This window comes from Prochlorococcus marinus str. MIT 9107 (assembly GCF_000759855.1).
Lineage (GTDB): Bacteria > Cyanobacteriota > Cyanobacteriia > PCC-6307 > Cyanobiaceae > Prochlorococcus_A > Prochlorococcus_A marinus_N.
In genome coordinates, this window is the sequence record NZ_JNAI01000003.1 from 145,708 (window position 1) to 170,362 (window position 24,655).

The window sequence follows — 24,655 nt, forward strand, 5'->3', positions numbered from 1 at the left end:
TTAATATTTTATCAAAGAATTCACAGGGAAATTAAAGTTTTTACTCCCACTTAATTCTAGCAATTCAATAAGAATAATTAATCCAGTTATTTTTTTATTTTTACTTTCAATTATTTCTTTTACGCAATTAACCGTACCTCCTGTTGCAAGTAAATCATCAATAATACAAAAGCTTTGATAACCATCCAAAGATTTATTTTGAAGAGAAAGGGAGTTTTCGCCATACTCTAACTTATAAGTTCTTGTCGTTAGATCTCCAGGGAGTTTCCCTGGTTTTCTCGCCAAAATAAGTGGTTTTTTTAGTCTTGCAGATAATGCAGAACCAAATAAAAAACCTCTTGCATCAATAGCTATTAGAGCATCAGCTTTATGAGAACTTTCGAATTCTGCAAATTTATCAATTACCATATCAAAAACTTTTGGATTTCTAAAAATGGGAGTAATATCCTTGAAATTAATTCCTTCTTTTGGAAAATTAGGATATGTATCTATGTGCTTATGAAGTTGATTTTCTAACATTCTCGGTATTTGATAAATTATTAGAATAATACTAAATATTTACTTTTAAATTATGAAAAGTGTTCATATTGGTTTAATTAGTGCAATGCCCCAGGAAATTGGAAACACCTTAGATTATTTAACAGATGTGAAAATTAAGGAATTTGGTGATTTAAAAATATATCAAGGGTATTGGAAGTTTCAAAGTATTGGAAATATAAAGTTTGAAATATCGCTTGTTTGGAGTGGATGGGGAAAAGTAAGTGCTTCAAGAGCAGCAACTAGATTAATATCAACACCCAATAAAAATTGTAGTATTGACTTCTTAATATTCACTGGTGTTGCAGGCTCAACAAGTATTGATTTAAAGCAATGGGATCTTATAATCGCAAAAGATTTAGTACAGTACGATTTAGATGCCAGGCCTCTATTTGAAAGATTTGTTATACCTTCTCTAAAGGTTGATAAATTATGTTCTCCTAGAAAATTCCAGAAATGGATATTGGATACTCTTAAAAAAGAGAAAATTAAAGGACATCTTTCAAAATTTGGTACTATAAATGAAGGTTTGATAGGAACGGGAGATAGTTTTATTTCAAGTTTTTCAAAAATAAAGGAATTAAAAGATGTCCTTCCAAATTTGGCAGCTGTTGAAATGGAGGGGGCTGCAGTGGCCCAAGTTGCAGAACAAGAAAATATTCCATGGGCAGTTCTAAGAGTTATTTCAGACAATGCAAACGAAACTGCTCCAGAAAATTTCACTGAATTCTTGAACAATTATGAAAAGTATTCATCAAAAATAATTGAATTATTGTTTGAGAACTTAAAAAGTTCAGAATTTATAGAAAATTATCTGAAATGAAATAATTTTATGGATTAATTAATTTTTTGTATTTAGGAACAACCATTCTAATAATTTAAAAGAATCATTTATCTTAACTAGACCACTATATTTATTAGATTGATGAGTCTGATTCCTTTCTAAAGAATTGGAAATATTAATTACTTCTTTTGCTATTTTTTGAAATAGCTTATTTCTTTCGAATGATTTTCCATCTTTATTTTTTTTATTATTAATTTCTAAAATATCAAGATTCAAATCCCACTTAATAAAGGCTTTCTCAAAAATAAATGAATGAACTTTCGTTTTATTAAAGCAATAATAAGAAGATGATATAGAACCAAAGATTGATGGCTGTGTATCGTACAAAAAAGAACCTAGATAATAGTCATCTGCATCAATTCGTAAATTATTGCCATCTCCAATGAAAAAATTTGATTTTACAGGTAAGCCGATTAAGCTATAAAGAATATCAAGATCATGTATTTGTGTTAATAAACAACCTCCGCCCATAGATTTAATTGTGGAGTAAGATTCTAAATAATTCTCCCAAGGATGCCATGTTTGAATGGCTTCATGATTTAAAAAACTGAATGATATTAAGTCTCCATAAGTTTTTCTTGTAATCATTTTATCTAAGGAATAAAATGATTTACTAGCTCTAAATTGAGAAACCACATAAATATTATTATTATTTTTAAGATTTGAAATTTTTTCCAAACTTTCTTGATTGGTAGCTAAAGGCTTCTCAATTATTATTAAGATATTTTTTACTGAACTATCAAATATAGTTAATAAATTTTCTGTATGTTCAAACGATCTGCTGCAAATAAAAATAACGTCGCCTTTTTTAAAATTTCTTATTTTTTCTTGTAATTCAGTTTTCGAACTTAACAATTTAAGTTCACTTTCAATAATATTAAAGTTAGGTCTTATTGTTATATTTGTTTTGTTCTCACCAATATAAACATAAAAATCACCATCAATAATTTGTTCTTTGATGTTTATAAAATGTCTTTGCCCTATAGAGCCAAATCCAATAAACAGGAAATTTTTTTTCAAAGACTAAACCCGCCATCTACAGGTAAAACTATGCCATTAACATAAGAGGAACCTTTACTTAATAAAAATCTAATTGGCTCTATTAAATCAACTGGATAGCACATCCTTTTTAAAGGTACTTTAGAACTATATTTTTCAACAAAATCTTTATTTTGACTATTGAAAACACCTCCAGGTGCAATAACATTAAATCTATAATCTCCATTCGGCATGTTTTTGGCAAAATATTGAGTTAAAGGGATAACACTAGATTTGGAAACAGAATAAGAAATACTTTTCATGTCCTTCCCTTCATATAAATTATTGTTAGGGGGCCTTAATCCGTAAATTGATGAAAAATTTATCACTGATCCATATGAATTGTGTTTACAAAATGTTCTGCAGACATTAAAAAGGGAAACAACATTTACTGATAGAATTTTTTTCATTTGCTCAATATCGAAATCTTCATATGATTGAGCTTGTTTTGATATTCCCACATGTTCGTTTAAAGCATAAAGGTTAATTAATCCATAACAGGAATTTTCCTGAAATATATTTTCTACAATTTGCTCATTAGTAAAGTCATGTCCTAATAAATAATCATATTTGAAAATGTTGTACTCTTTTTCAAAATACGAACATATCTTTGAACCGATTACACCCTCACTTCCCAAAATAAATAGATTTTGTTTTAAAACCATAATATTTAGGATTTACTTTTTTCAATATCATAATTTATCATATCTTTTATTATTTCTTCTAATGAATATTCTGGCTCCCAACCAGTTTTTTTTATAGTATCTGTAGGATCTCCAACTAATCCAGGGGTATCAAGTTCTCTATAAAATCTTGGAGACATTGAAATTATAAGCTTTCCGCTTTTTTTACAGTAAATTTTTTCATTGATTCCTTCCCCTTCAGAAACTAATTTTAATCCAAGATAATTTGCAGATATATTTATAAATTCTCTTACTGTCCTTAGTCTTCCACTAGCAAGTAAGATATCCTCTATTTTAGTTTTTACATTTAGAGCATAATAAAAACATCTTACAAAATCTTTTGCTGAACTCCAATCTCTTTGAGAAGAAATATTCCCTAATTGAAAGCTATAGTCGTTATTTTTGGTAAAAGTTACAAGATTCTTGGTGATTTTTTTTGTCACAAAAAAATGACTCCTTAATTCACTTTCATGATTAAATAAAACTGCAGTCATTACGGGTAAGTTGTAGTAATCCCTGTATTGCTTAACTACATTAAATAAGAATAGTTTAGAGGCGCCATATGGATTGGTTGGATTAACTTTTGATTTCAAGGTCACTTTCTCGTTTACATTCTCTTGGCCGAATATTTCTGAACTGCCTGCAAATAAACAACGTGTATCTGGTATATTTTTTCTTAAAAAATCTAGAAGAAAACAAATTGGTTTAAGGTTGCTATCAGCTACTTCTAAAATATCGCTAAAGGAATCAGCTGTTTTAGTATAACCAGCTAAAAAATAAATATATTCAGGTAGAACACTTTCTAATGTTTTTTGGAATGAATTGAGATCTTTTATGTCGCATTTATGAATAGTTAAACGGTCTTTGATTTTTAAGTAATTAAGACGTTCTAGTGAAAAGCTAGTAATGTTTCTACATGTAATATGGACTTCATGTCCCTTAGAAATAAGGAAATTTGAAAGTAGTGAACCATCTTGACCCGAACCGCCGATAATAAGATGTTTTTGTGGAGAATTTTTAATCAAGAGTAAACTTTATTGATGTATTCTATCTCTTCTTTGAATCCATTAAAACCATTTAGGTGGCCTTGCCATACTTCTATAACACATAACTTATCACTAAATATCATCTTATCCAGAATTCTTTTTTCATTATTTTTTAAATGTTCAAGTCCTTTACCCTCGCCATCCGGTCCATCAGCGCCTGAAATATGGAAATGCACTGAATTATTCTCAATTAATTCAAATGCTTTTTCAGGATCAAAATTATAGTAGTAAGAAGACATAAGTAAATGACTTAAATCTGTACAAATCTTAAGATTAAGATCTGAAATTAATTTATAGTCTTCCATAGAATCAAAAATATCAACTTTTATGCTCCCGCCAAAATACCATGCAAATGGAGGTAACAATTGAAAACACAATTCCACCCTATAATCACTAAATTGATTATGCAACTTCTTTAAGGAATAATAAAATTCTTTTTTGCTCTTTTTATAAATAGAAAAACTACCAACAATTATTATCTTTTTACCTGTTAAATTATAGAGATAAGTACCTAATTCATGTGTTTTTTTAATCAAAAGAATTGATTTTTCTTTTGTAGATTTATTTTCTGAAAAAGGATCTATCAACTGCGTAGAGGAGATATAATCTGGAATATGTATCGAATAACTTTCATCATTTAAAAATAAATTTAGATCTTTGTTATTTAAAACTTCTCCAAAAGATAAATGGCATTCATAACTAGAGATATTGAAAATTTTTCTTATTTTTTCTATGTCATGTAATCTTACAGGTAATGAAATATTATTGATTTTTTTATTTAATAGACCAGAGATATCAAAGTTTTTTATTGCAGGTTTCTTGAAGTGATATTCACTTAAAACCTCTCCCTTAGAAATTGAAGAATATATTTCTTTACCTAAATAATTTTTAAATTCTTTAAATCCTAAGCCTGTCCTGGGAGATCTATATTCAAAATCTTTATCGTTTATCTTATAACCTTTTTTGAAGTTTTTAATAGCGTAGAAAGACCTGCCAAGGTTCTGAAGATTTATAATTTCTCCTTGATTTATTATTCTGGGATTGTCTCCTAGTCTCTGATATGAGACAAGTTTGAGTTGTTCATTTAATAATTTGAATTTTGCTAAATTAGAGCTTGTTGAATGATCTAATCCATCTGAATTTATATCTAAAGTAACGTGTCTTTCAATATAATCGGCGCCCATAGATGCTGCCACAATACACCCAATTTGATCTTTATCATGACTTGAATACCCTACTTTCCCTCCCCATATTTTTTTTAAATATCTAATATAACCAATAATAGAATTGAATGCTTCTAATGGATAATTAGAAACGCAATGCATAGGTATTAAATTTTTTTGCCCTTTATATCTTTTGATAAGAATATCAATATCAGATTGGGAATGAGCACCAGTAGAGCAAAAAACTGTCTTATCTAAATTTAAAAGTTTATCAATCAAATAAGTATTATTCATCTCAGGAGATGGTATTTTAAAAAAATCAAATTTTTTTAAATCTTTTTTAAAATCATTTATATCATCAGAGCAAAAAAAACTTATACCTACAAATAATCCAAGACTTTTTGCATATTCCGTTAGGTTAATTAAATCTTGTGGTTTAATGAAACATCTGTTTATTTCTTTTCTTAGGATCTCATCACCAATTTCCTTCTCTGAATGATAACTTCTGTTTAAATTTCTATATTGAAATTTTATATATTTACAACCAGAATGATTTGAGCCATCAATTAATTTCTTACATTTTTCTATACTACCATCATGATTTATTCCAATTTCGGCAATTAATTCTACAGAATTCATTATAATTACAAATTCAATTTAATAATATAACTCATCGATACAAACTATTTAAATATTTTTTTACAGAATCATTTAATTTACATTTAATAGTTAAATTCAATTCCTTTTTTGCTCTTGTTATATCAGGTATATAAAAATTTCTTTGTGGGTTAGATAGAGAAACATTTTTTTCTCCAAGAACTTTTATCTTTGAATTTGAATTCGCGAGAAATTTAATTTTTTCTGCCAGTTCAAGTATTGATATTGTTTCATCAGATCCAGTATTTATAATATTACTCTCAAAATCCCTAAGTAATTGGTTCAGTAACCAAAATGCTAAATCATCTAAGTCCATATAACTTCTTATAGATTTTCCATCACCTTTAATTATGATATCTTTATTGTTTATAGCTTGATGTGCAAAATTTCCAATCGCATAATGTAAGTCAACAGGTATTCCCTCTCCACAAAAACTGAAGCATCTGGCAATCTTTGTATCAAGGTCACTAAATTCTCTAAAATAATTGCAAATATATTCTGCAGAAATCTTACCTATAATTAAACTATTATTTTTAGAAGTGTTATTTGAAACTAATAATGATCTATCTTCTTTTAAAGGTTCATTATTATTGTTAGGACCATAAACGCAGCCACTACTCGTAAAAAGTAATCTTTTTGCTTTTATTTTTAAAGCATAATTACAAATATCTAATGTTCCTTCGGACAAAAGTCTGAATTTTAAAAGCGGATCAATATTTTCATAGCTTTCTTTTGCAGTTACACTTGCCATGTGTAATACATAGTCAACTTTGGGTAATTTGTTTATAAAGGATTTGTTAATAAATGGCAGTTCACTTTCTATATAAAATAGATTTAGGTTTGAAAATCTATTTTTTAAAATTTCTACTTTTTCCTTGTTTCTTGATAACAGAAAAATATTGAAAGAACATTTTGCAGCATCTAATTTTTTTAAGATTGATATACCAAATGGCCCAGTACCTCCTGTAATCAAAATATTAGTATTAGAAAATTTTTTAAGATCTAACATATTTCATGATAATCATATGCAATATTATACTTTCTTGATTCGTTCCCAAATAAAGATTCATCAATTAAATCTTTATATTTTAAATGTTCTTTAATTAAATTATTTGGGGAATCTGTATGTGCTGCCACATCTCCATTCTTATATTCTTTATTAGGATTAAAGTCTTTAAAGTTAAGAGTATTTTCTTCTAAATTTACTTTAAATATGAGCGAAATAAAATGACTTCTAACTATCATTTTTAAATTAACTATTTCATATACTCCCATTAATTTTATATCTTGAATTTTAGGTGAAAGAACTCCAATTTCATTTTCTATTGTTTTAATTATTCGTGTTCTTGATTTTTCTTTAAACCTTAGAATCCCTCCAGGTAAATGCCATCCAGGGCCGTAGAATTCATCATCCCTAAAGATCAATAATGATTTATTGTGAATAGTTTTTATTATTAACTCTACATTCGTTATTGGAGTCAGTTGACTTAATATTAAGAAAATTCTTTTACCTAAGCCTTTTTTTGGTTTAATTAAAATATCTATAAAATAATGAAAAATTTTCCACATTATCTATTGGATTCTTTTGAGTTCGCCATTAATAATATAGTAAAAATTAAAATTACCATTTATTATTTGTTTCGCAATCTTTAAAACTTCTTTATTGTATCCCCCACAGGATATTATTAAGTCACCAGAATTAACTTCCTCTAATATTTTAGGTTCGTGGATTCTATATCCAGATCCAGGACAAAAATTTCCTTGCTTGAATTTTGCACTATCAATTACTTTTATATTTTTATTTGTACCAATCATTGATAAATATGCCAAAGCTTGATGTCCTGCTCCCCAGAAAAAAATATTACCCTTAAGTTTATTAATTGATTTGGAAATCATTTCTTTTTCACTCATATATTTAATATTTAAATTTTTTAAATCACTTTCATTTTTTGGTTTACAGTAACATGAAATTATATAATCATTGTAAAAATTTTCAATTTTAATAATTTCATAGCCTGCTTTGTTAATAAGATATGAAAAACTATTGATGGTAAAGTAACTCAAATGGTCAGGTATAAACTCAGAATATAAATTTTCTTCTTTTATCATATTAAAATTTGGAACCTCAAATAGACAAATGGCTTCTTTAGAAATCAACTTTTTAATTTCCATTAATGACTTAATTGGATTTGGCCAATGTTCAATAAAGTTTAGACAAAAACAGAAATTTATTTTTTCTTTATCTACTAAATTGAATAGTTTTAATTTTAAATCTTCAGTATTTGACTCGCCAACAAAACCATTTATTATTTTTTCTTTCCCAATAGCTTTTTTTATATTTTCTTTGCTCCATTCTATTCCAAAACTTTCCCAATTAAGTTCTTTACATATGTTCAAATATTCTCCAGCCCCAGTTCCAATTTCAAGAGCAAATATTTTATTTTCTGTAATATATAAATCTTTTAATGCACTAAATTGTTTTAATCTTTGAAATTTCATATCTTCTGAGTAAGCAGAAGACCGAATTACTTCTTTATAATATTTGACTGGTTGATTTGTAATTTGAACCAGCCCACACTCTTTACATTCAAAAACATTTATATCCTCCTTTAAAACTTTCGCCTCAATTTCGTTTTTAGTCCATCCCTGAGCAGAAGAAGGGAAATTGTTGAGAGTGAAAGAATCTCTTATTTCTTTAGAGTTACATACCCTGCAAATTTTCATTTTCTGGCATCAATTGATCTATCCAGTAGATTGCTGTATCTCATCCATCTTTTTAGCTCACTTAAATCAAGCAATGGCGACATATCTTCTATAGGCATTGTAACCATCTCACCTCTTTCATTTGGTATTGAACTTACTTTAGGTTGTAGTTTTTCATCAGGATAAGTAAAAACCTCTAGTATTAAAGGCCCATCAAAATTTTCATTAATTTTTATGTTTGTCTTAATTGACTCAAGATCGTAACAAAAATAGTGTTTTATTTTGTAAGCACTACTTATTTTGGACAGATCAGGTAGATGTAAACCGCTTTTTTTATCGCTACCTAAACGTCTTCCTTTGAAATATCCATCTTGGGTATTTCTTATAGAACAATAACCTTTATTATTTATTACTATAATTATCAATTTTAGATTATTGCCTTTTAAGGTCGCTAGTTCTTGAATATTCATTTGAAGACTACCATCTCCCTCTATTAAAATCACTTTTTCTTTGGTTGCTTTACAAACTCCAATTGCAGCTGGCAATCCAAATCCCATTGATCCAAGACCGGAATCAATTAATATTCTCTGTTCAAGACTATTTTTGAACAAAACATAAAAAGCTTCAATACAAAAACCTGAACTTCCTGTAACAATGTATTTGAAATCTTTAAGTGGATTAGATAATCCATCCATGAGCTCATATATATTTATACCTTTTTGATTAGCAGCTTCATTAAGACTGAAAGCATTATCTTTTTCAAAAGAGAATCTTTCTTTTAAGTCTTTACAAAAACTTATCCATTCGGAACAGTTCTTTCTGTAAGTATCACCATACTTTTTAAAAGCTATTTTTAAATCTTTTATTGCGTTTATGGCCGTCGATTGAATCTTATATGAATTAGGGGGTAAAACTTTATTAAGTTCATTTTTATCAATATCAAAAATTATTTTATCAGCATTTCTTGCAAACTCAGCTTGGTTATAAGCTGTGATTATATTATTTAGACTACAACCAATTGAAATCAATAAATCACAATTTTGAATTGCTAAGTTTGCTGATCTTTTTGCAACAGTACCAGGATGACCAACAAAAAGTGGATTTTCATATTCGAAGCAATCTTTCCCAGGGAATGTGCTTACTGATATTATTTTGTTCTCTTCAATAAAATTATTTAATTCTTTTACTGCATTATCGAGTCTAACGCCTTGACCTGCAAGCAAAACTATTCTTCTCTTTGAAGAAATAATAGGCGCCCATTCCTCCAAATTAATGTTTTCAATTTCAGAATATTTTTTATTTTTTTTAGGAATTTGAATTTGTTCTAGTTCACTATATTTTGATCCTTGAATATCCAGAGGAACCTCAATCCAAACAGGCCCTTTCCTTCCCTCTAGCATTTCAAATATTGCCCTATCTAAAGTTGATTTAATTTGATTAGAAGCTGTTATTACTGCTTGATACTTTGTAATTGGCTCAGCCATTGATAAAGTTGCCACTTCCTGAACTCCAGTTTGACGGAGTGATTTTTGGGCTTGATAATCTGTACTTTTTACTTGCCCAGATAATATAAGCATTGGAATTGACTCTATATAGGCACCAGCTACTGAGGTAAGAGTATTTGTCGCACCAGGACCATTCGTAACTAAAGCAACTCCAAATTTATTATTTTCGACTCTTCCCCAATATTCTGCGGATATGGCTACAGCTTGTTCATGCAAGCAAATAGTAGTTTCTATACCACTTTTATACAATGCGTCATTTAAATGCATAGCCCCACCTCCAGGGAGGCAAAAAACATTACTAATCCCAAGATTCTTAAGATAATCAAAAATAAAATCAGCTACTCTCATTATTTATATATTCTTTTTAAAACTATAAACTTCTAAAAGGGGAATTATAAATTTTTTGTAAAAACTTTTATTAAGTATAAAAAGAAAATAATGAAAAATTTTTTTAATCAAAATGCCAATATTGAATATTTCTCCAATAATTGATAAACGAAATCAATATGGGTTTTATCTTTTAAATTAAAGTTTTTAATGCTTTTTATTGAAGTTTCTAATTGCTTGATATTTCTCGGCCCTATGACTATATGAGATACAGTTGGATCATTTAATAAAAAACCATATGCTAAGTCATAAATATTTGTGCTTGTTTTTGTGCAAATTTTTTCTAAATCCTGAAAAAAATCATTATGATTTGCTAAATCATATCTTCTAAAGTATTCAGGATATCTAGATTTCCTAGAATTTATATCAATATTTGGCTTATCTAATAAATTGCCAACATTTTTTTGACTTAAAAGACCAAAAGCTAATGGAGAGTGAGCTTGTAATTTTATTCTTTCTCTTAAACAAATCTCTTGTAATGTAATTATGTAACTTGTAGCTATAAGGTTATAGGGGTTTTGAATGAAAATATCACCTTGATAATTATATTTCTTTGTTACTTCAACCAGTTTAATGAGACCATAAGGAGTTTCATTAGAAAGCCCTATAGCTTTTATTAAACCTGTTTTTTGTAAATTTATAAGATTTAAAATATTTTCATCCAGATTGGGTTCAGATATTTCATAAAGTTTTTGAGGATTAGTTGATATCCCTTTACTAAAATTATGAGTTTTTCTTATTGGCCAATGTAAATAAAGAACATCTAAGTAGTTTGTTCTCAATCTGGATAATATATGCTCAAGTTCATTTTTGAGATGTATCTCGCTATAAACTCTATTGTAATTTGAGTTTAGGAAAGGAACTTTTTCAGATTTGCCTCCTATTTTTGAACTAATAAATAAATTTGTCCTTACATTATTAATCTCTATCCACTCACCAATAATGAGTTCGCTTAACCCTATTTTGTTTTTTGTACATGGGACTGGATACATCTGTGCAGTATCAATAGCTCTTCCTCCATAAGAGTGAAAAGCATCTAGCAAAGAAAAGGAATTTTCTTTACTTATCAATGATCCAAATAACATCGTCCCAAGGGAAACTCGAGACAAGTTCATAATTGTCAAGAATCTATTTAGCCATAGCCTGATAAAAAGTAAGACCTCCAGACCATTGTTCTGAAACTTGATCTATGCCAGGAAGTAATTGGTTCCCTAGGCCCCAAAATTCTAGATGTGGACCATAGGATTTAAACAAGCAAGTTATCCTTCTGTCTTGATGTTCTAGAGCTGTCAAGCACAACATTGGAGAATAAGTTTCTTTGTGAATTAGCATCTGCGGATTACCAATTAGAGCGCTACACACATCTAATGCTCCGCTTATACAAATACCATCAAATTCAGGTAAATCCGCCATTTGTTTCTTTTGAGAAGGAATATCATAGCCTATTAAAGCTTCAGGAAAATAAAAACCACAAATCACATGTTTATTATTTGTTTTTACTAAGTTTTCATATCTTGAAATTTTAGAGATTGTAATTCTTTCTTGTAGAGAAAGATTATTTTGAATAGTAATTTTAAAATGACAATCAGGAAATTCATTTGTAAATGATCTCTCTACAAGAGGTAGTAATTCTTTTTCTAATTGTTCTCCAATATCTATTTTTTTAGAATTTATAGGAATAATAAAAGGGTAATATTTAGATTTAAGAATTGGCTTGTAATCTTTATTGGATTCAATTCTTTTAGTTAATTCCTCTAAATTCTTCTCAAAAAGTGTAGAGTCTATATCTTTAAGGCTTGGGAAATATTTTTTTGATTCTTCTAGAATTTTTTGAGGCTGATTTATAAATTCATTTAGCTTATAATAGTTAGTCTTGGAATCACTATAAGTTCTATATGAACTATTAGGCTGTCTCCAACCTAACTCATTGAAATAGGACATAAATTATTCTTCAACAGTATCTGTTAAAGCAAACCCTTTCTCATATGGTACTGGTAAATAAGGTACCTCTTCTGACCATTCATTAACTTTATCATTATGAAACTTTATAAACTCCCAATTCTCACCGATTATGCACTCATCTCTATAAGGCCCTAACCATTTGTTTTTCATACCCCTATCTAGTATTAGTGATAATGGTTCTTGAGTAACATTCCCAAGGGACATGTCCATAAATGGGCATGGCATAATTTCTCCATCATGATTAACGGTATTTATTCCTTTAACAGTGATACATTTCCCAGGATGACCATATGAAGGAGTCATATGAGTAAAAATTTGATGTTTGTCTTCTAAGAACTTTAAATAATCTACATCTTTTTTCGTACATACCCATTCATCATGGCCTTTACCGCTACCAACAGGCTTAGCTAATGTTAAGTAAAGAGGAATTTCTTCTTCAGCACAGAAAGCCATCATTTCTTCGAATTCTTCGGAAAAAACTCTATCTTTTATTAAACAAGACGATAAAAGCATTTGTAAACCCGCTTTTTTAGCGGCTTTAAATGCTCTAAGAGCCTTTGCGTGAGCACCTGGCGTCCTTCTAAATGCATCATGATCGGCAGGATTCATGCTATCAAGAGAAATTTGAACTTTATAACCACCTTTGTCAGCAAACCACTTCGCTTTTTCATCATCGAAAAACCATCCATTCGAATCTAAAATGATTAAATGTTTATAGGGGTCTAAGATATCAATAAGATCACCAAGTTTTCTATCTAAGAGAGCCTCTCCTCCTGTGATGACAAATCTAAATATTCCATATTCATCAGCTTCTAGAGAAAGCTTACGATAATCTTCTAACTCCATTTGCTTTCTAGGATCTTTCTTCCCTGTTCTTTTGACAAGATCTCTTGTCATGTAAGGCTCTTCACAACAGTGTTGACACTGCATATTGCATGCAGATCGATTAATTTTTAATCTTAGAATGGGACTTATAGAACCATTAAGAGTGTCAGAATTATGCTTATCAATTTTTTCGAAAACTCTGGGTCTTTTATTTCTCTGAAATTCTCTCTTATTCTGCTCTATTTCACTAATGGCATTATTTTCGACAGTAATAGTATCTGAAATTGCCATTTAAGTAAATTATTTTTAAAAGTTTACAAAATATACATTAATAAGTCAATGATAACCATAAAAAAATGAAAAAATCAAAATTTCATTCTTTACTCTTAATTTATTGTCAGAAAATGATTAAATTTTATTAATTTATAATTTAATAACAAAACTACAAAAACTACTATCTAATAATATTCTCCATGATTAAAATTGTTTGATATTTTTCTTCAAGTTACCCGTAAAGATTATTTCGCAGAAGAATCTATAAAGGCCTTTAATAAATTAAAAATTCAAGATGGTGTTAGAAAGCATATATCCATGCATGAAAGTTTGGTTGAACACCATAGTCAAATATTGAAGAACTTTGAAGGAGTGTTAATTAAACAAAAAGGAAAGCTAAAAACCGCAAGAGAACACATAGATTCTTTGTTGAATTATTCAAATTCAAAATATATTATGTTTTGCCATGATGATGATTTATTTTCTCCGCAAATGGCTATATATATCTTGAACTTGTTAAAAAAGTTTCAACCAAATTCTTTATGTTCAAAAGTAAAATATATTAATCAAAAAGGGCTTTTATTGCCCAATAGGCAGGATAAATCAATAAATAAAATTAACTTTATAAATGAAAATCAAGTTTTAAGGGGTTATTTCCTTCCTTTCTCAAGGCCAATAGTTTATCCAACTATGGTTTACGAAAGAATTCGTTTAATTAAATATTTTAAAAATAATAGTTATCTAGGCCCGCATGAAGATGTCAGGATTATATATGAATTCGCTAGGAAAGGACTTATGGTCATGAATTTAAAGTCAGATCTCTATTTCTACAGAACTCATCCTGGGCAAGACAGTAGCGTTAGGAATACAATTCCTAGATTAAGATTGATGGTTTGGCTAAAAAATTTAAATACCAATATATTTTTGAAGTTTGCATTGTTTAATTTCTCTAAAATACAATATATAGTTTTTTATAAAAAAAATTCTTTTGCTTTTAAATTTATAGATCGTATTTTTAATTCTATTAGATATAATCTAATAAAATTCCGCTCAGGTGAAAAACTTTTTTAAAATTAAGCTTTAAAAAAAGTTTCCATTCAAATAATTTTTTTAATAAATTTAGTTTTATAATCTAGTTTAATACTATAAATAAAACAAAAAAATAATGAAAGAAATTGAGAAGATTTCATATGCCAAGACGGTTTATGGGGAGGAGGAAATAGAGGCAGTAGTTAAATGTCTTGGAGAGTCAACTCAAATGGGTTATTACTCAAGAAAATTTGAAAAAGCAATAGCTAATTTATTCGATAAGAAACACTGTTTATATGTTAATTCGGGCTCTTCAGCTCTTCTAATTGGAGTGGAAGCATGCAATTTTCCTGAAGGATCCGAAATTATTACTCCTGCACTAACTTTTTCAACAACTATAGGAGCTATTTTAAAAAATCATCTTATACCGGTTTTCGTAGATGTTAAACCTTTGACTTATTGCTTAAATGTTGAGCAGGTTGAGGAATTAATTACGGATAAAACTAAAGCTATATTGGCTCCAAATTTAATGGGTAATCTCTGCGAATGGGATAAATTGAGAAAGATAGCAGATAAATATGATCTTCTATTAATTGAAGATTCTGCGGATACATTAGGAGCAACTTTCGAAGATGGTAGATCTAGTGGATCATTTACAGATATATCAATAACAAGTTTTTATGGGTCACATATTATTAATTGCGCAGGCAATGGTGGAGCTTTGGCAATAAATGATGATCAAATCCTCAAATCTGCAAAGCTTTTAAGATCTTGGGGGAGGAGTTCATCTCTTTTTGATGAGAAAAGTGAGGCAATAGAAAATAGATTCAACATCGATTTGAACGGAATTGATTATGATGCTAAGTTTGTTTTCGAAACTGTTGGATATAATGTAGAAGGAAATGAGTTAGGAGCTGCTTTTGGTCTAGAACAACTAAAAAAATTAAAGAGTAATATCAATACAAGACAATTAAACTTTAAAAAACAAATTCAGTTTTTCAACAAACATAAGCAATTCTTTTTAAATCCTATAGAAACAGAAGGAGTAAATACGTCTTGGTTAGCTTTCCCTATCTTGATTTCTCAAGATGCACCTTTTAAAAGGAATGATTTTCAAATTTACTTGGAAAAAAGAAATATTCAAACTAGAGTTGTTTTTACTGGAAATATTTTAAAGCAACCAATGTGTAAAGGAATAGAGAAAAGAGTAACATCCTCGGGTTTACATCATGCTGATGAAGTTATGAAAAGAGGCGTTTTATTGCCTGTTCATCATGGGATGACTAATGAAATGTTTAATCGCCTTCATGAAACTATAGAAGAATTTATAGACAAGTTTTAGAATCATTAATTTTATTTTTCGTTATAGAAATCTGCAAATTCAACAATTAAAAATGCCTTCTTTTTTGGGTATTCATATGCGTATTTATAGGCCGGAATAATATCATCTGTTTCTTTTAGTTCAATTATTTCTATATTTGTAAGAATTTTCTTAAATCCTTCACTCATATTCCCGATATGTTGATAGCCAGGGAATAGGGGTTTTTCAGATCCAACTGCAGTTCTTATAATAGGGTTTGGACAAAAGGTGTTTTCACTCATGATTGGGTATTTGTCAAGATGATTTACTAATTGATTAGTTGCACATAAAAGAAAATTCCATCTTGGGAATATACTTATCGGTCTAAAATTCGTCAGACATAATCCTGAACTTATTCCAAGTTGAGTTTCTTCGAATACTGGAAGTTCAATTCTTTTCTCTTCGGGAACTTCTTTTAAGGTATTAAATAAAGCAGTGCCTGGATAATTTACTGCTTGACCTATAAAAATGGTGTCATTTTTTTCTCCTAGCCATCTCATGGATTCAGAAAGTGCTTCAAAATATTTCATGAAATCAAAATTGAACTCTTTTGCCGGCCCCTGCATGTGGCCAAGGTAGATCATATTCGTAGAATTTTACCTTTGGTGACCCTTTAAGTGAATAATCTTTTAATCCCCAAGTAGGTAAAGTATCAGTACAAACTGATTTGTGATTAATTTCTATTATGAACTCTATCGGTAAATCTTGACCAATAGCATATTTAACTGCTTCATTAGCTACTCCTGTTTCTGATGTCATTCCACCCATAAATAAATATACGATAGAGTCTTTAATATTCTTTTTCTTTATACCTAGAGCTGTTCCAAGGGCAATAGGAATTATTCCTCCAACTATAGCACTTGTATAAACTTTGTATTCTGGATAAATAAGTGTTATGCTTTTTCCTTCTTTAATATCTTTAAATAAGATATCTTCTGGGACACCTTTGAGAAGGCAATGATAGTGAGATCTCCATGAACTGAATACCCAGTCTTTTTGATTTATGTTCTCAAAAATATTTATAAGTTGAGTTTCATTATTACCGTGAAGATGGATTGGTGCTTTTATCTTTGCATCATTAAAATTATCAGCAACCTTTCTTTCAAAATCTATTAAGGATTTTTTATCTAATAAATTCATAATACAAATCCTATCCTATAAAATTTATATAATTTTAAGCTAAGGACCGATCATAACTTAAGTTGTGATAAAATTTTACTTTGTTTAGAAATGATGTTAATTGGAATTAGTTCTTATTACGGAGAAGTAAACTTTAAAGATAATGAAAAGCAAGCAGAAGATTTAAGAGTTTTTAATGCTAAAAAAGAATTAAGAGAAATAGGATCAAGAAGAGGTCTTGAATTTTTTAAAGAATGCGAGAAGTCTGATGTAAATTTAGAAAATTATAATAAGAAAAACCATTTTAAATATGATCTTATAATTTTCTGGGATATCCCAAATTTGATTAATTTATTAAAAATAAATTTAAGGAATATTATTTTTAAAAAGCGAACTATCTTGATTATCGAAGATACTCCAGTAGCAAGAAGTAGAAATTTGTTAATTATCCCATTTTTATTTCACAAAATCATTATTAATACAATTGATTCAAATTTTAAATTTAGAAACTATAAAACTTCTACTTTTACCTTACCTACACTTCCAAGTGTAAACGAAATAAAAGAAATGAAATCTTTTATAAGTAATTCAAAAAGGAAGAAAAAAATTAATTATATTGCTAGTAATAAATCAGCTTTAAACAAAAATTCCTCCTTTTTATTTCGAGAAAGAATTGTAAAAGATTTAAATTTATATGAAAGTAAAATATTTGATTTATATGGGAATGGATGGGAAAGAAGACAAATTCCAATGGATATGCCTTTAATATTTTTGATAGTAAGAAACAAATATATTAAAAAATTAGTATTGAATTTTATAAATATTTTTAGATATTCTACTAAATCTAATGGGATGGTTAAATTGAAATCTGAAACATTAAATCAGTATGATTTCTCATTAGCAATTGAACCTTTTTTGGGAAGTCCTAAAATTGTTTTAGAAAAATTATTTGACCCTATGCTGGCGGGTTCAATACCTATATATTATGGTCCAGATATAAGTTCTATCCCTAATGACTGTTACTTAAGAATTAAAAAGAGTGGAGCTTTAAAGCAAATTTCTAATTATGTAAATAAAATGTCTGAAGAAAAAAAAGAAATTTATAGAAGAAATATATATGAGTTTTTGATATCTAAAGCTGCAGATAAATATAGATATAAAACTTACGCAAAATTTTTACTTAATGAGATTGTTTCTTAAAGATTTTGTTAAAGGTTTTATTGTTTTTTTAGAATTTGCTAAAAAATTTATTAAATATTTTATAAAAGTAAAATCCAGAAAATATTATTGAGAAAGAGAATTTTTTTCTAAGTATGCTGTAGTCATATGAAGCTTTACACATTAATTCATCAAATATAGTAATTTCTTGATTTTTAGAAGTGTGTAACATAGAACTTTCCATAAATAGGTTAAATTGTTTTTTAAAACTATTGATCGAACAATATTTTTTAATTAAATTAAAATTTTCTTCCCTAATTTTATTTATTACTGATTCGTCATTTTCGAGTAAACTTTCTAAATTTTTCTTTGAAAAATCACTTAATCTAAAATAATTTACGCCTTCTTTAAGTTCAAATGCATAAGAATTTGGAGCGTGATCAATCACTGGGACACAACCCGCAATCATATATTCAAAAATTTTCCCTTTAAACTGATGTTGATAAGTAATTTTTCTTTTGGATAACGGATTCGAAGATGGAGCTGAGCCGTTAACGATACCAAATTTACATTTTCTGAAATTTAGATGTAATTCTTTCATCTTTAAAAATTTACAATTTTTAGAAGGTCCAATAAATAAAAATTTAATTTTGGAATTTTTGAGATTATTATAAATTTCATTTCTTCCTCTTCTTTCATTATCAATTCTGCCAGAGTGAACGAAGTCAAAAATTCTTTTATTTGATTTATCAAGCTTTGTAGGCTTTTCGAAGAAATTTTTAGTCCTAATAACAAATAAAGGATGATGAAAAGATGCAATTCCATAAAATGATTCATACATGAATGATTCTCCTAGTTCTCCTGTAAAACAGAAATCTAAGAATTTTGCATAATAAGAAAATATTTCTTTTAAATATTGTTGACTATCTGCTAGATTCATCCCTAAAAAAGAATATCTAGCATTTATGTATTTTTTTAATTTTTTTAGTTCACCAAGTTTTGGATAAAAACACAGTAAGAAAAAATCTCCATTTTTAAAATTGTAACTTTTAATTTCTTTGATATTAATTATACGAGTGAAATTTCTCCCAAAAGCTTTGTCATATATAGCTTTAAACTTAAGAAAAAAATAATATTTAAACTCATCATTAAGATCTTTTTCTTTTTCATTAATTATTAATATTAAAGACATAAAAGATTTTTGAATTTAAAGTTTAATTTCTTTTTAAAAGATTTTTTAAGTTGACTAAGATTTATAATCTTTAAAGAAATAATTTTAGTCTCCACAAACTTTACGTTTTAACTTGTGCCCAGCCATCTCTTCAACATTCAACCTTTGCTGTAATCCGAATTTTGCTTCCACCTTCTTTAGGAAGGCGGGATTTCTGAAATAAGTTTCCCAAAAATAATCTCTAAATTTCAGAACTTCTCTCGAAGATAAAAACTTAGTAGGTAGAGGTTTGCATTCATAAGATAAGAATGCAAATTCCTCATAATTACTAGGTAAATCCCATCCTTCCTCTTTAGCCATAGTATAAAGTTTAGATCCTGGCAATGCCTGGCATGGGTATACATTCATCATTTCAGTATTTAGTTCTAATGCAAGATTAAGAGTATCAGTCATAGTTTCATATCTATCTTCAGGTAATCCAACTATGTAGTTGCTTATTATATTAATATCGTGTCTTGAGATCATCTTACAAATTTCTCTTACATTTACATCCTTAAAAGAACCCTTAGATACTTCTTGCCGAACCATTTGATTACCCGCCTCAATTCCCAAAGCTAGCCATTTAATTCCTGCTTGTCTTGTAAGATCAAGAACTTTTTCTCGTGCCGTATCTATTCTTGAATATGCCCACATATGAAAATTAAAATCCTCTTCGATTATCTTCTTGCATATAGAAACATAATATTTTTGATTTAAAAGAAACATTTCATCTGATATTCGAATTGTAGAAACGCCATAATCCTTTAGAATCCTAAATTGTTTTGATACCCATTCCGGAGACCAAAATCTCATTACTCTGCTATCAGTAGCAGATATGTTTTCTGAATTATCAGTTCTATTTAAAATATTTATCATGCAAAATTCACAACCATACACACAACCGAGGCTTGTGTATATGGCGGCATATGGGGAACGCATAGATTCGTTAAAATTTGCATGCCAAACGTGAGATCGATATAAATCAAACGGCTTTTCTTTCATTGGAAGAAGATCCCATGCATATCCAGGTAAATCAATATCCATTCTTTCTTGGGGGACAATTCTTTCAGGATCATTTATTATTAAGCTCTTTGAATTATCTTTCCAACCAATTCCCTTGACTTTTTTTAGATCTTGTTCGCTTAAATCACATTTTAATAGGTTCCATAGAGCATAAACACCCTCATTTAATAGTACTGAATCAACACATTTTAGTTCTAATACTTCTTTTGGAAGAGCTGAAATATGAGAGCCAACAAATGATATATGTGTATCAATTTCAGCATTATAAACTTCGCTAGCTAATTCCTTAGCACCAATCATACTTGTTGTCCCTGCATTAGGATTTTGTCCATAAACTACAAATAGAGTTACTCTTGGTTTCAGTTCGTTTATTCTTTTAACTGCTTCCTCATTTGAAAGATTTTCTGCACAACAATCTAATATTTTTACTTCAAAACCTTTTGATCTGCAACTTTCAGCTAGTAAAAGAGACCATGTAGGAGGCTCGATTCCAGAAAATTTATTACTTAAGTTTTGATAAGCTCTCTTGGCTGAGTTAGAGTGAACAAGTAAACAATCCATATAATCTGCTAGTAGGTGCTAATCTTAAAAAAAATAATTAAAAGCATTTTATAACTTAATTTTAGAAAAATATTTAATTATTATGTTTCATGCTTACAACATTTTAAAGAATATTCTTCAGAATGTAAATATAAAATCACAATACCTGATCTCTCAGCATTTAATTTTTTCTCTTTTAGTTACTTTATTAGATTTAGGACTATATTATCTGATTGCAGCTGATTATAAAGAAAACTTTATTTTTTATTATTGGGAATTATCACCACCACTTTTAATAATTCTAACAATTATTTTTATCTCTTTTACAAGATTATTACTTCTTTATTCGACAGTAATTACAACAGCATGTGTAGGAACAAGTCTTCATACAAATCTTGTCTATTCTTATTTACAACTTCCTTACATAAACTTTAAGAAAAAAGAAAAGGGATTTTATATAAATAAGCTTTCAAAACATGTTGAGTTGGCTATACATTCATTATTTTCCTGTTTTCAACTAATTATTTGTGCTTTAACTCTTATAATATCTGCTATTTATGTCTTATTTAATTCAGATACTAATACTATTTTATTAATCTCTTTTACTGCCTTGTTGTTCTTGGGGATTTCTGTATTTGCAAAGAAAAAATTAACAAAAATTTCAGAATTTCATCAGGATAACCTGAACCAATTGATGTTAGGCAATGTAAGGCTAATTTCATCTTTTAGAGAAATTTTCTTTTCTCAAGCATTACATCAAGAAATATCTAATGAAGAAAGGTTGATCCAAAAAACATGGATGAATGGAAGTTTTATAGCTTTTTACTCAAATTTTTCTAGGTATATTTTAGAGCCTATTATATTAATATCTGCCGTGATTTTTTTATTAAGGGATAATAGTTTTGGAGAAGTTTTTCGTAATCCAGCAATTTTATTTTCCCTTTTAAGAGCAATTAGCGTAATTCAAACTTTATTTTCTAGTTGGGCCAATGTAATGGCATATAAAGGTTTCGCATTCTCAGTATGTCACGATATAAAGTTCTTGTTTAATAAAAATAAAACGCACATTTTAGATCATCAAAAATTTAGACTGAGTGATAATGCCTCAAATATAATTGAATTCAGGAATATAACTTTTAAGTACAATAAGAATCAAGTGATATTGAAGAGATTAAGTTTTTGTTTTAAATCAGGAGTAAATATTTTGATTGGAAATAATGGAACTGGTAAGTCAACTCTTCTTGATATTATTTGTGGTCTTGTACCCCCAGATTCTGGAGAAGTTTATATTCAAGGAATTCCTATTTGGATTAATGCGAAGCTTAGTGATGAGGAATTAATAAAAAAGAAAAAAATATTGAGTTCAATTGCTTACTTATCTCAAAATCAATTTATTCGTAATGATACAATTTTGAGAAATATAACTAACAATAATTTACTCGAGAATTGTGATAAAAAACTTCTAAAGGAAGTAATAGATATGATAGGGATGTGGGAGATTATTGGAAAAGATTTCAGATTTGCAAATAAAATGTGTGGAGAAAATGGGAATCTATTATCTGGTGGACAAAGACAAAAACTTTCCTTAGCAAGAGCTTTATACCAGAAACCTAGTTATTTATTCTTAGATGAATCTTTATCAGCAATTGATGAAAATTCTAGAATAAGGATTTTGGGAAATTTAGGTAAGCTGAAATTTATCAAATGCACAATTCTTATCTCCCATAATTTTGTTGAGAATAATGAAAATATACATAAATATTTATTATCCCAGAATGAGATAAAGTCTATATAGTATTTTTAAGAGAATTTTTTTTAAAATAAAATTAATATTTATTTCTAATAGTAATAAAGTCTTCATTTTTTTCAAACCATAAACATGTTTCTTTTATACCCTTTTCTAAGGGTGTAAATTCAAAACCAGATTCTTTTATGAATTTAGAATTATCCATTGGTCTTCTGAAAATCCCTTTTGGTTTGTTAGTAAGATAGTGTATTTTGCTTTGATCAATTTTAAAAGACTTACAAATTAATTTTGCAATATCATCAATTGAAAGTTCTTCTGCAGTACCAACGTTAATAATTTCTGGAAGATTAAAATTATTTATGCACCATTTATAAATATGAACATAATCATCTACAAAGGTATATTGCCTTAATGGGGTGCCATCTCCCCATACTTCTAAATTTTCATTATTTAATTTTGATAAATAAGCCTTTCTTATTAATGAAGGTAACATAGTCGAATGATCAGGATCAAAGTTATCCTCAGGTCCATATATCCCATTGGGGACTAGACCAACAAAATTAACTTTGTATTGAGATGAATAAGTTTTAATTAAAGGTTCTAATATTGCTTTCGCATATGCATAGCCTGTTCCAGATGAATGAGGATTTCCTGTTAAATTAGACTCTTCTTTAATTGGTAATTCTGCATTCTCAGGATACATTCCAACAGATAGAGTAAAAATACATTTGTTTACTTTATTTTTTACACAATTATCGGCAATATTAATTGCCATCAATAAATTATCTCTAAATAATGTGGCCTGAAATTCTTTGCTAAAACCTATCCCACCACTTTTAGCTGCTAAATGGAATACAAAATTCGGTTTAATCTTTTCAAAAAGTTTATTGCATTCTTGTGGACTTGTTAGATCGCAATCTCTCCCAGTTGTATAAATAATCTCATAATCATTAAAAAGTTTTTTATTTCTCCTAAAAGCATTTCCAAGTACTCCATTTGCTCCAGTTATTAGAATTTTGGATTTAGCCATAATTTATATACTTCATTAACCAAAATAACATAAAATTTTGATGTTATTTTATCCTCTTGAAGCTATAAATTTAAAAAGTTATTGATATCCTTAAGGCAAATATCCATTGCATGCTTTGAATTTAAATAAAAATCTTTATACCAATTTGTAGTCATTTCTACAGATAAATCAAAATTTAATTTAGGATTCCAATCTAGTAATTTTTGAGATTTATTAATACAAAGGTTTAAGCTTTCTGATTCATGATGATAAATGGTGTTTTTATCGAATTGATATTTTCCTGGCCAAAAAGAATATATTTTTTCTATTAGTTCTAATACCGATTTATTTTGAGTTGTATTGGGACCAAAGTTAAAAGCATATGAAGATATTTTATTCTCATGCTCAATATTATTTTCCTCGAGGTATTCAATTAGATTTAAGTATCCATTTAAGGGGTCTAAAACATGTTGCCAAGGTCTTGATGAATATGGATTCCTTATCTTAAGAGAATCTTTTTTCAAAATTGATTTAATTGCATCAGGGATTATTCTGTTCTTTGCCCAATCTCCACCGCCAATTACATTCCCAGCTCTTGCCGTGGCTAATTTTATAGAGTTCTTATCCAGAAAAGATAAACGCCAACTTGCAACTGCAATCTCTGTAGCTGCTTTAGACGCACTATAAGGGTCATACCCTCCAAGAAAATCATCTTCTTTAAATTGTTGATTTGAATTATTATTCCAATAAACCTTATCAGTTGTAATTATTAATGCGGTACCTGAGAACTTCGTATTAGTTATTGCTTCTAATAAATTTAAGGTACCCATCAAATTT

At 28.4% G+C, this 24,655-nt stretch carries 23 protein-coding genes; 5 read left to right on the plus strand and 18 right to left on the minus strand.

All coding sequences use genetic code 11. From position 1 onward, the window contains the following. Window positions 1–519 (minus strand): adenine phosphoribosyltransferase, encoded by a 519-nt coding sequence (locus EU92_RS06720; protein WP_032513038.1) that lies wholly within the window; start codon window positions 517–519, stop codon window positions 1–3. 52 nt (window positions 520–571) lie between these two features. Between EU92_RS06720 and EU92_RS06715 the strand changes: the two genes are divergently transcribed. Continuing rightward, window positions 572–1,360 carry a 5'-methylthioadenosine/adenosylhomocysteine nucleosidase gene (locus tag EU92_RS06715; RefSeq protein WP_052045051.1) on the plus strand — a complete coding sequence of 263 codons (789 nt, stop codon included), beginning with the start codon at window positions 572–574 and terminating at the stop codon, window positions 1,358–1,360. An 18-nt stretch (window positions 1,361–1,378) separates the two neighbouring features. Here the strand turns inward: EU92_RS06715 and EU92_RS06710 are convergent, their stop codons facing one another. The 11 genes from EU92_RS06710 to EU92_RS06665 all read right to left on the minus strand — a co-directional run bounded on the left by EU92_RS06710 (window position 1,379) and on the right by EU92_RS06665 (window position 13,641). Beyond that, window positions 1,379–2,401, minus strand: a complete 1,023-nt coding sequence (locus tag EU92_RS06710) for a Gfo/Idh/MocA family oxidoreductase (protein ID WP_032513036.1) — start codon at window positions 2,399–2,401, stop codon at window positions 1,379–1,381. Next, the gene (locus EU92_RS06705) at window positions 2,398–3,084 is read right to left on the minus strand and encodes an SDR family oxidoreductase (protein WP_032513035.1); all 687 of its coding nucleotides are present in this window, start codon (window positions 3,082–3,084) and stop codon (window positions 2,398–2,400) included. The genes EU92_RS06710 and EU92_RS06705 overlap by 4 nt, the downstream gene beginning before the upstream one ends. A 5-nt stretch (window positions 3,085–3,089) precedes the next feature. After that, a complete protein-coding gene (locus tag EU92_RS06700) occupies window positions 3,090–4,127 on the minus strand; it encodes a GDP-mannose 4,6-dehydratase (protein ID WP_032513033.1) in 1,038 nt (345 codons plus the stop codon). Beyond that, window positions 4,124–5,950 (minus strand): N-acetylneuraminate synthase family protein, encoded by a 1,827-nt coding sequence (locus tag EU92_RS06695; RefSeq protein ID WP_032513031.1) that lies wholly within the window; start codon window positions 5,948–5,950, stop codon window positions 4,124–4,126. Before EU92_RS06695 ends, EU92_RS06700 begins: the two co-directional genes overlap by 4 nt. Window positions 5,951–5,981: 31 nt before the next feature. Further along, window positions 5,982–6,977 carry an NAD-dependent epimerase/dehydratase family protein gene (locus EU92_RS06690; protein WP_032513030.1) on the minus strand — a complete coding sequence of 332 codons (996 nt, stop codon included), beginning with the start codon at window positions 6,975–6,977 and terminating at the stop codon, window positions 5,982–5,984. Beyond that, a complete protein-coding gene (locus tag EU92_RS09390; protein ID WP_052045050.1) occupies window positions 6,971–7,537 on the minus strand; it encodes an NUDIX hydrolase in 567 nt (188 codons plus the stop codon). The genes EU92_RS06690 and EU92_RS09390 overlap by 7 nt, the downstream gene beginning before the upstream one ends. Window positions 7,538–7,540: 3 nt before the next feature. After that, entirely contained in the window at window positions 7,541–8,692 is a 1,152-nt protein-coding gene (locus EU92_RS06685) for a methyltransferase domain-containing protein (RefSeq protein WP_032513029.1), read from the minus strand. After that, entirely contained in the window at window positions 8,689–10,524 is a 1,836-nt protein-coding gene (locus EU92_RS06680) for a thiamine pyrophosphate-binding protein (RefSeq protein WP_032523353.1), read from the minus strand. Before EU92_RS06680 ends, EU92_RS06685 begins: the two co-directional genes overlap by 4 nt. A gap of 107 nt (window positions 10,525–10,631) precedes the next feature. Next, window positions 10,632–11,678 (minus strand): aldo/keto reductase, encoded by a 1,047-nt coding sequence (locus EU92_RS06675; RefSeq protein WP_032523354.1) that lies wholly within the window; start codon window positions 11,676–11,678, stop codon window positions 10,632–10,634. A gap of 13 nt (window positions 11,679–11,691) precedes the next feature. Next, a complete protein-coding gene (locus tag EU92_RS06670; protein ID WP_032513025.1) occupies window positions 11,692–12,504 on the minus strand; it encodes a hypothetical protein in 813 nt (270 codons plus the stop codon). Window positions 12,505–12,507: 3 nt separating this feature from the next. After that, window positions 12,508–13,641 carry a radical SAM/SPASM domain-containing protein gene (locus EU92_RS06665; protein WP_032513023.1) on the minus strand — a complete coding sequence of 378 codons (1,134 nt, stop codon included), beginning with the start codon at window positions 13,639–13,641 and terminating at the stop codon, window positions 12,508–12,510. 192 nt (window positions 13,642–13,833) lie between these two features. Between EU92_RS06665 and EU92_RS06660 the strand changes: the two genes are divergently transcribed. Both EU92_RS06660 and EU92_RS06655 read left to right on the plus strand, forming a co-directional pair. Beyond that, entirely contained in the window at window positions 13,834–14,694 is an 861-nt protein-coding gene (locus EU92_RS06660; RefSeq protein WP_032513022.1) for a hypothetical protein, read from the plus strand. 94 nt (window positions 14,695–14,788) lie between these two features. Continuing rightward, window positions 14,789–15,994: a DegT/DnrJ/EryC1/StrS family aminotransferase gene (locus EU92_RS06655; protein WP_032513020.1), complete on the plus strand. Its 1,206-nt coding sequence runs from the start codon at window positions 14,789–14,791 to the stop codon at window positions 15,992–15,994. 11 nt (window positions 15,995–16,005) lie between these two features. Here EU92_RS06655 and EU92_RS06650 read toward each other — a convergent pair whose 3' ends face one another. Next, on the minus strand, window positions 16,006–16,542 hold the full coding sequence (locus tag EU92_RS06650; RefSeq protein WP_032513019.1) for a hypothetical protein: 537 nt from the start codon (window positions 16,540–16,542) through the stop codon (window positions 16,006–16,008). A gap of 4 nt (window positions 16,543–16,546) precedes the next feature. Next, complete coding sequence (locus EU92_RS06645) at window positions 16,547–17,152, minus strand: thiamine pyrophosphate-dependent enzyme (RefSeq protein WP_206537406.1); 606 nt, start codon at window positions 17,150–17,152, stop codon at window positions 16,547–16,549. Between the two features lie 90 nt (window positions 17,153–17,242). On the opposite strand from EU92_RS06645, the gene EU92_RS06640 reads away from it, so the two are divergent. Then, the gene (locus EU92_RS06640) at window positions 17,243–18,331 is read left to right on the plus strand and encodes a glycosyltransferase family 10 domain-containing protein (RefSeq protein WP_080727635.1); all 1,089 of its coding nucleotides are present in this window, start codon (window positions 17,243–17,245) and stop codon (window positions 18,329–18,331) included. A gap of 28 nt (window positions 18,332–18,359) precedes the next feature. Here the strand turns inward: EU92_RS06640 and EU92_RS06635 are convergent, their stop codons facing one another. Further along, window positions 18,360–19,481, minus strand: coding sequence for a hypothetical protein (locus tag EU92_RS06635; RefSeq protein WP_032523526.1), 1,122 nt, complete (start codon window positions 19,479–19,481; stop codon window positions 18,360–18,362). An 84-nt stretch (window positions 19,482–19,565) separates the two neighbouring features. Further along, window positions 19,566–21,083 (minus strand): B12-binding domain-containing radical SAM protein, encoded by a 1,518-nt coding sequence (locus EU92_RS06630; RefSeq protein ID WP_032513015.1) that lies wholly within the window; start codon window positions 21,081–21,083, stop codon window positions 19,566–19,568. Between the two features lie 82 nt (window positions 21,084–21,165). Here EU92_RS06630 and EU92_RS06625 point away from each other — a divergent pair, with 82 nt between their 5' ends. After that, window positions 21,166–22,857, plus strand: a complete 1,692-nt coding sequence (locus EU92_RS06625) for an ATP-binding cassette domain-containing protein (protein WP_032513014.1) — start codon at window positions 21,166–21,168, stop codon at window positions 22,855–22,857. A gap of 31 nt (window positions 22,858–22,888) precedes the next feature. Here the strand turns inward: EU92_RS06625 and EU92_RS06620 are convergent, their stop codons facing one another. Both EU92_RS06620 and rfbG read right to left on the minus strand, forming a co-directional pair. Continuing rightward, window positions 22,889–23,839: an NAD-dependent epimerase/dehydratase family protein gene (locus EU92_RS06620; protein WP_032513013.1), complete on the minus strand. Its 951-nt coding sequence runs from the start codon at window positions 23,837–23,839 to the stop codon at window positions 22,889–22,891. A 62-nt stretch (window positions 23,840–23,901) separates the two neighbouring features. Continuing rightward, a partial coding sequence (gene rfbG / locus EU92_RS06615; RefSeq protein WP_032523527.1) for a CDP-glucose 4,6-dehydratase occupies window positions 23,902–24,655 on the minus strand: 754 nt, incomplete at its 5' end.

Coding starts and splice junctions, on each gene's coding strand:
- EU92_RS06720 (WP_032513038.1), bottom strand. CDS start 519: ATGTTAGAAAATCAACTTCATAAGCACATAGATACATATCCTAATTTT.
- EU92_RS06715 (WP_052045051.1), top strand. CDS start 572: ATGAAAAGTGTTCATATTGGTTTAATTAGTGCAATGCCCCAGGAAATT.
- EU92_RS06705 (WP_032513035.1), bottom strand. CDS start 3,084: ATGGTTTTAAAACAAAATCTATTTATTTTGGGAAGTGAGGGTGTAATC.
- EU92_RS06695 (WP_032513031.1), bottom strand. CDS start 5,950: ATGAATTCTGTAGAATTAATTGCCGAAATTGGAATAAATCATGATGGT.
- EU92_RS06690 (WP_032513030.1), bottom strand. CDS start 6,977: ATGTTAGATCTTAAAAAATTTTCTAATACTAATATTTTGATTACAGGA.
- EU92_RS09390 (WP_052045050.1), bottom strand. CDS start 7,537: ATGTGGAAAATTTTTCATTATTTTATAGATATTTTAATTAAACCAAAA.
- EU92_RS06685 (WP_032513029.1), bottom strand. CDS start 8,692: ATGAAAATTTGCAGGGTATGTAACTCTAAAGAAATAAGAGATTCTTTC.
- EU92_RS06680 (WP_032523353.1), bottom strand. CDS start 10,524: ATGAGAGTAGCTGATTTTATTTTTGATTATCTTAAGAATCTTGGGATT.
- EU92_RS06675 (WP_032523354.1), bottom strand. CDS start 11,678: ATGAACTTGTCTCGAGTTTCCCTTGGGACGATGTTATTTGGATCATTG.
- EU92_RS06670 (WP_032513025.1), bottom strand. CDS start 12,504: ATGTCCTATTTCAATGAGTTAGGTTGGAGACAGCCTAATAGTTCATAT.
- EU92_RS06665 (WP_032513023.1), bottom strand. CDS start 13,641: ATGGCAATTTCAGATACTATTACTGTCGAAAATAATGCCATTAGTGAA.
- EU92_RS06655 (WP_032513020.1), top strand. CDS start 14,789: ATGAAAGAAATTGAGAAGATTTCATATGCCAAGACGGTTTATGGGGAG.
- EU92_RS06650 (WP_032513019.1), bottom strand. CDS start 16,542: ATGAAATATTTTGAAGCACTTTCTGAATCCATGAGATGGCTAGGAGAA.
- EU92_RS06645 (WP_206537406.1), bottom strand. CDS start 17,152: ATGAATTTATTAGATAAAAAATCCTTAATAGATTTTGAAAGAAAGGTT.
- EU92_RS06640 (WP_080727635.1), top strand. CDS start 17,243: ATGATGTTAATTGGAATTAGTTCTTATTACGGAGAAGTAAACTTTAAA.
- EU92_RS06635 (WP_032523526.1), bottom strand. CDS start 19,481: ATGTCTTTAATATTAATAATTAATGAAAAAGAAAAAGATCTTAATGAT.
- EU92_RS06630 (WP_032513015.1), bottom strand. CDS start 21,083: ATGGATTGTTTACTTGTTCACTCTAACTCAGCCAAGAGAGCTTATCAA.
- EU92_RS06625 (WP_032513014.1), top strand. CDS start 21,166: ATGTTTCATGCTTACAACATTTTAAAGAATATTCTTCAGAATGTAAAT.
- EU92_RS06620 (WP_032513013.1), bottom strand. CDS start 23,839: ATGGCTAAATCCAAAATTCTAATAACTGGAGCAAATGGAGTACTTGGA.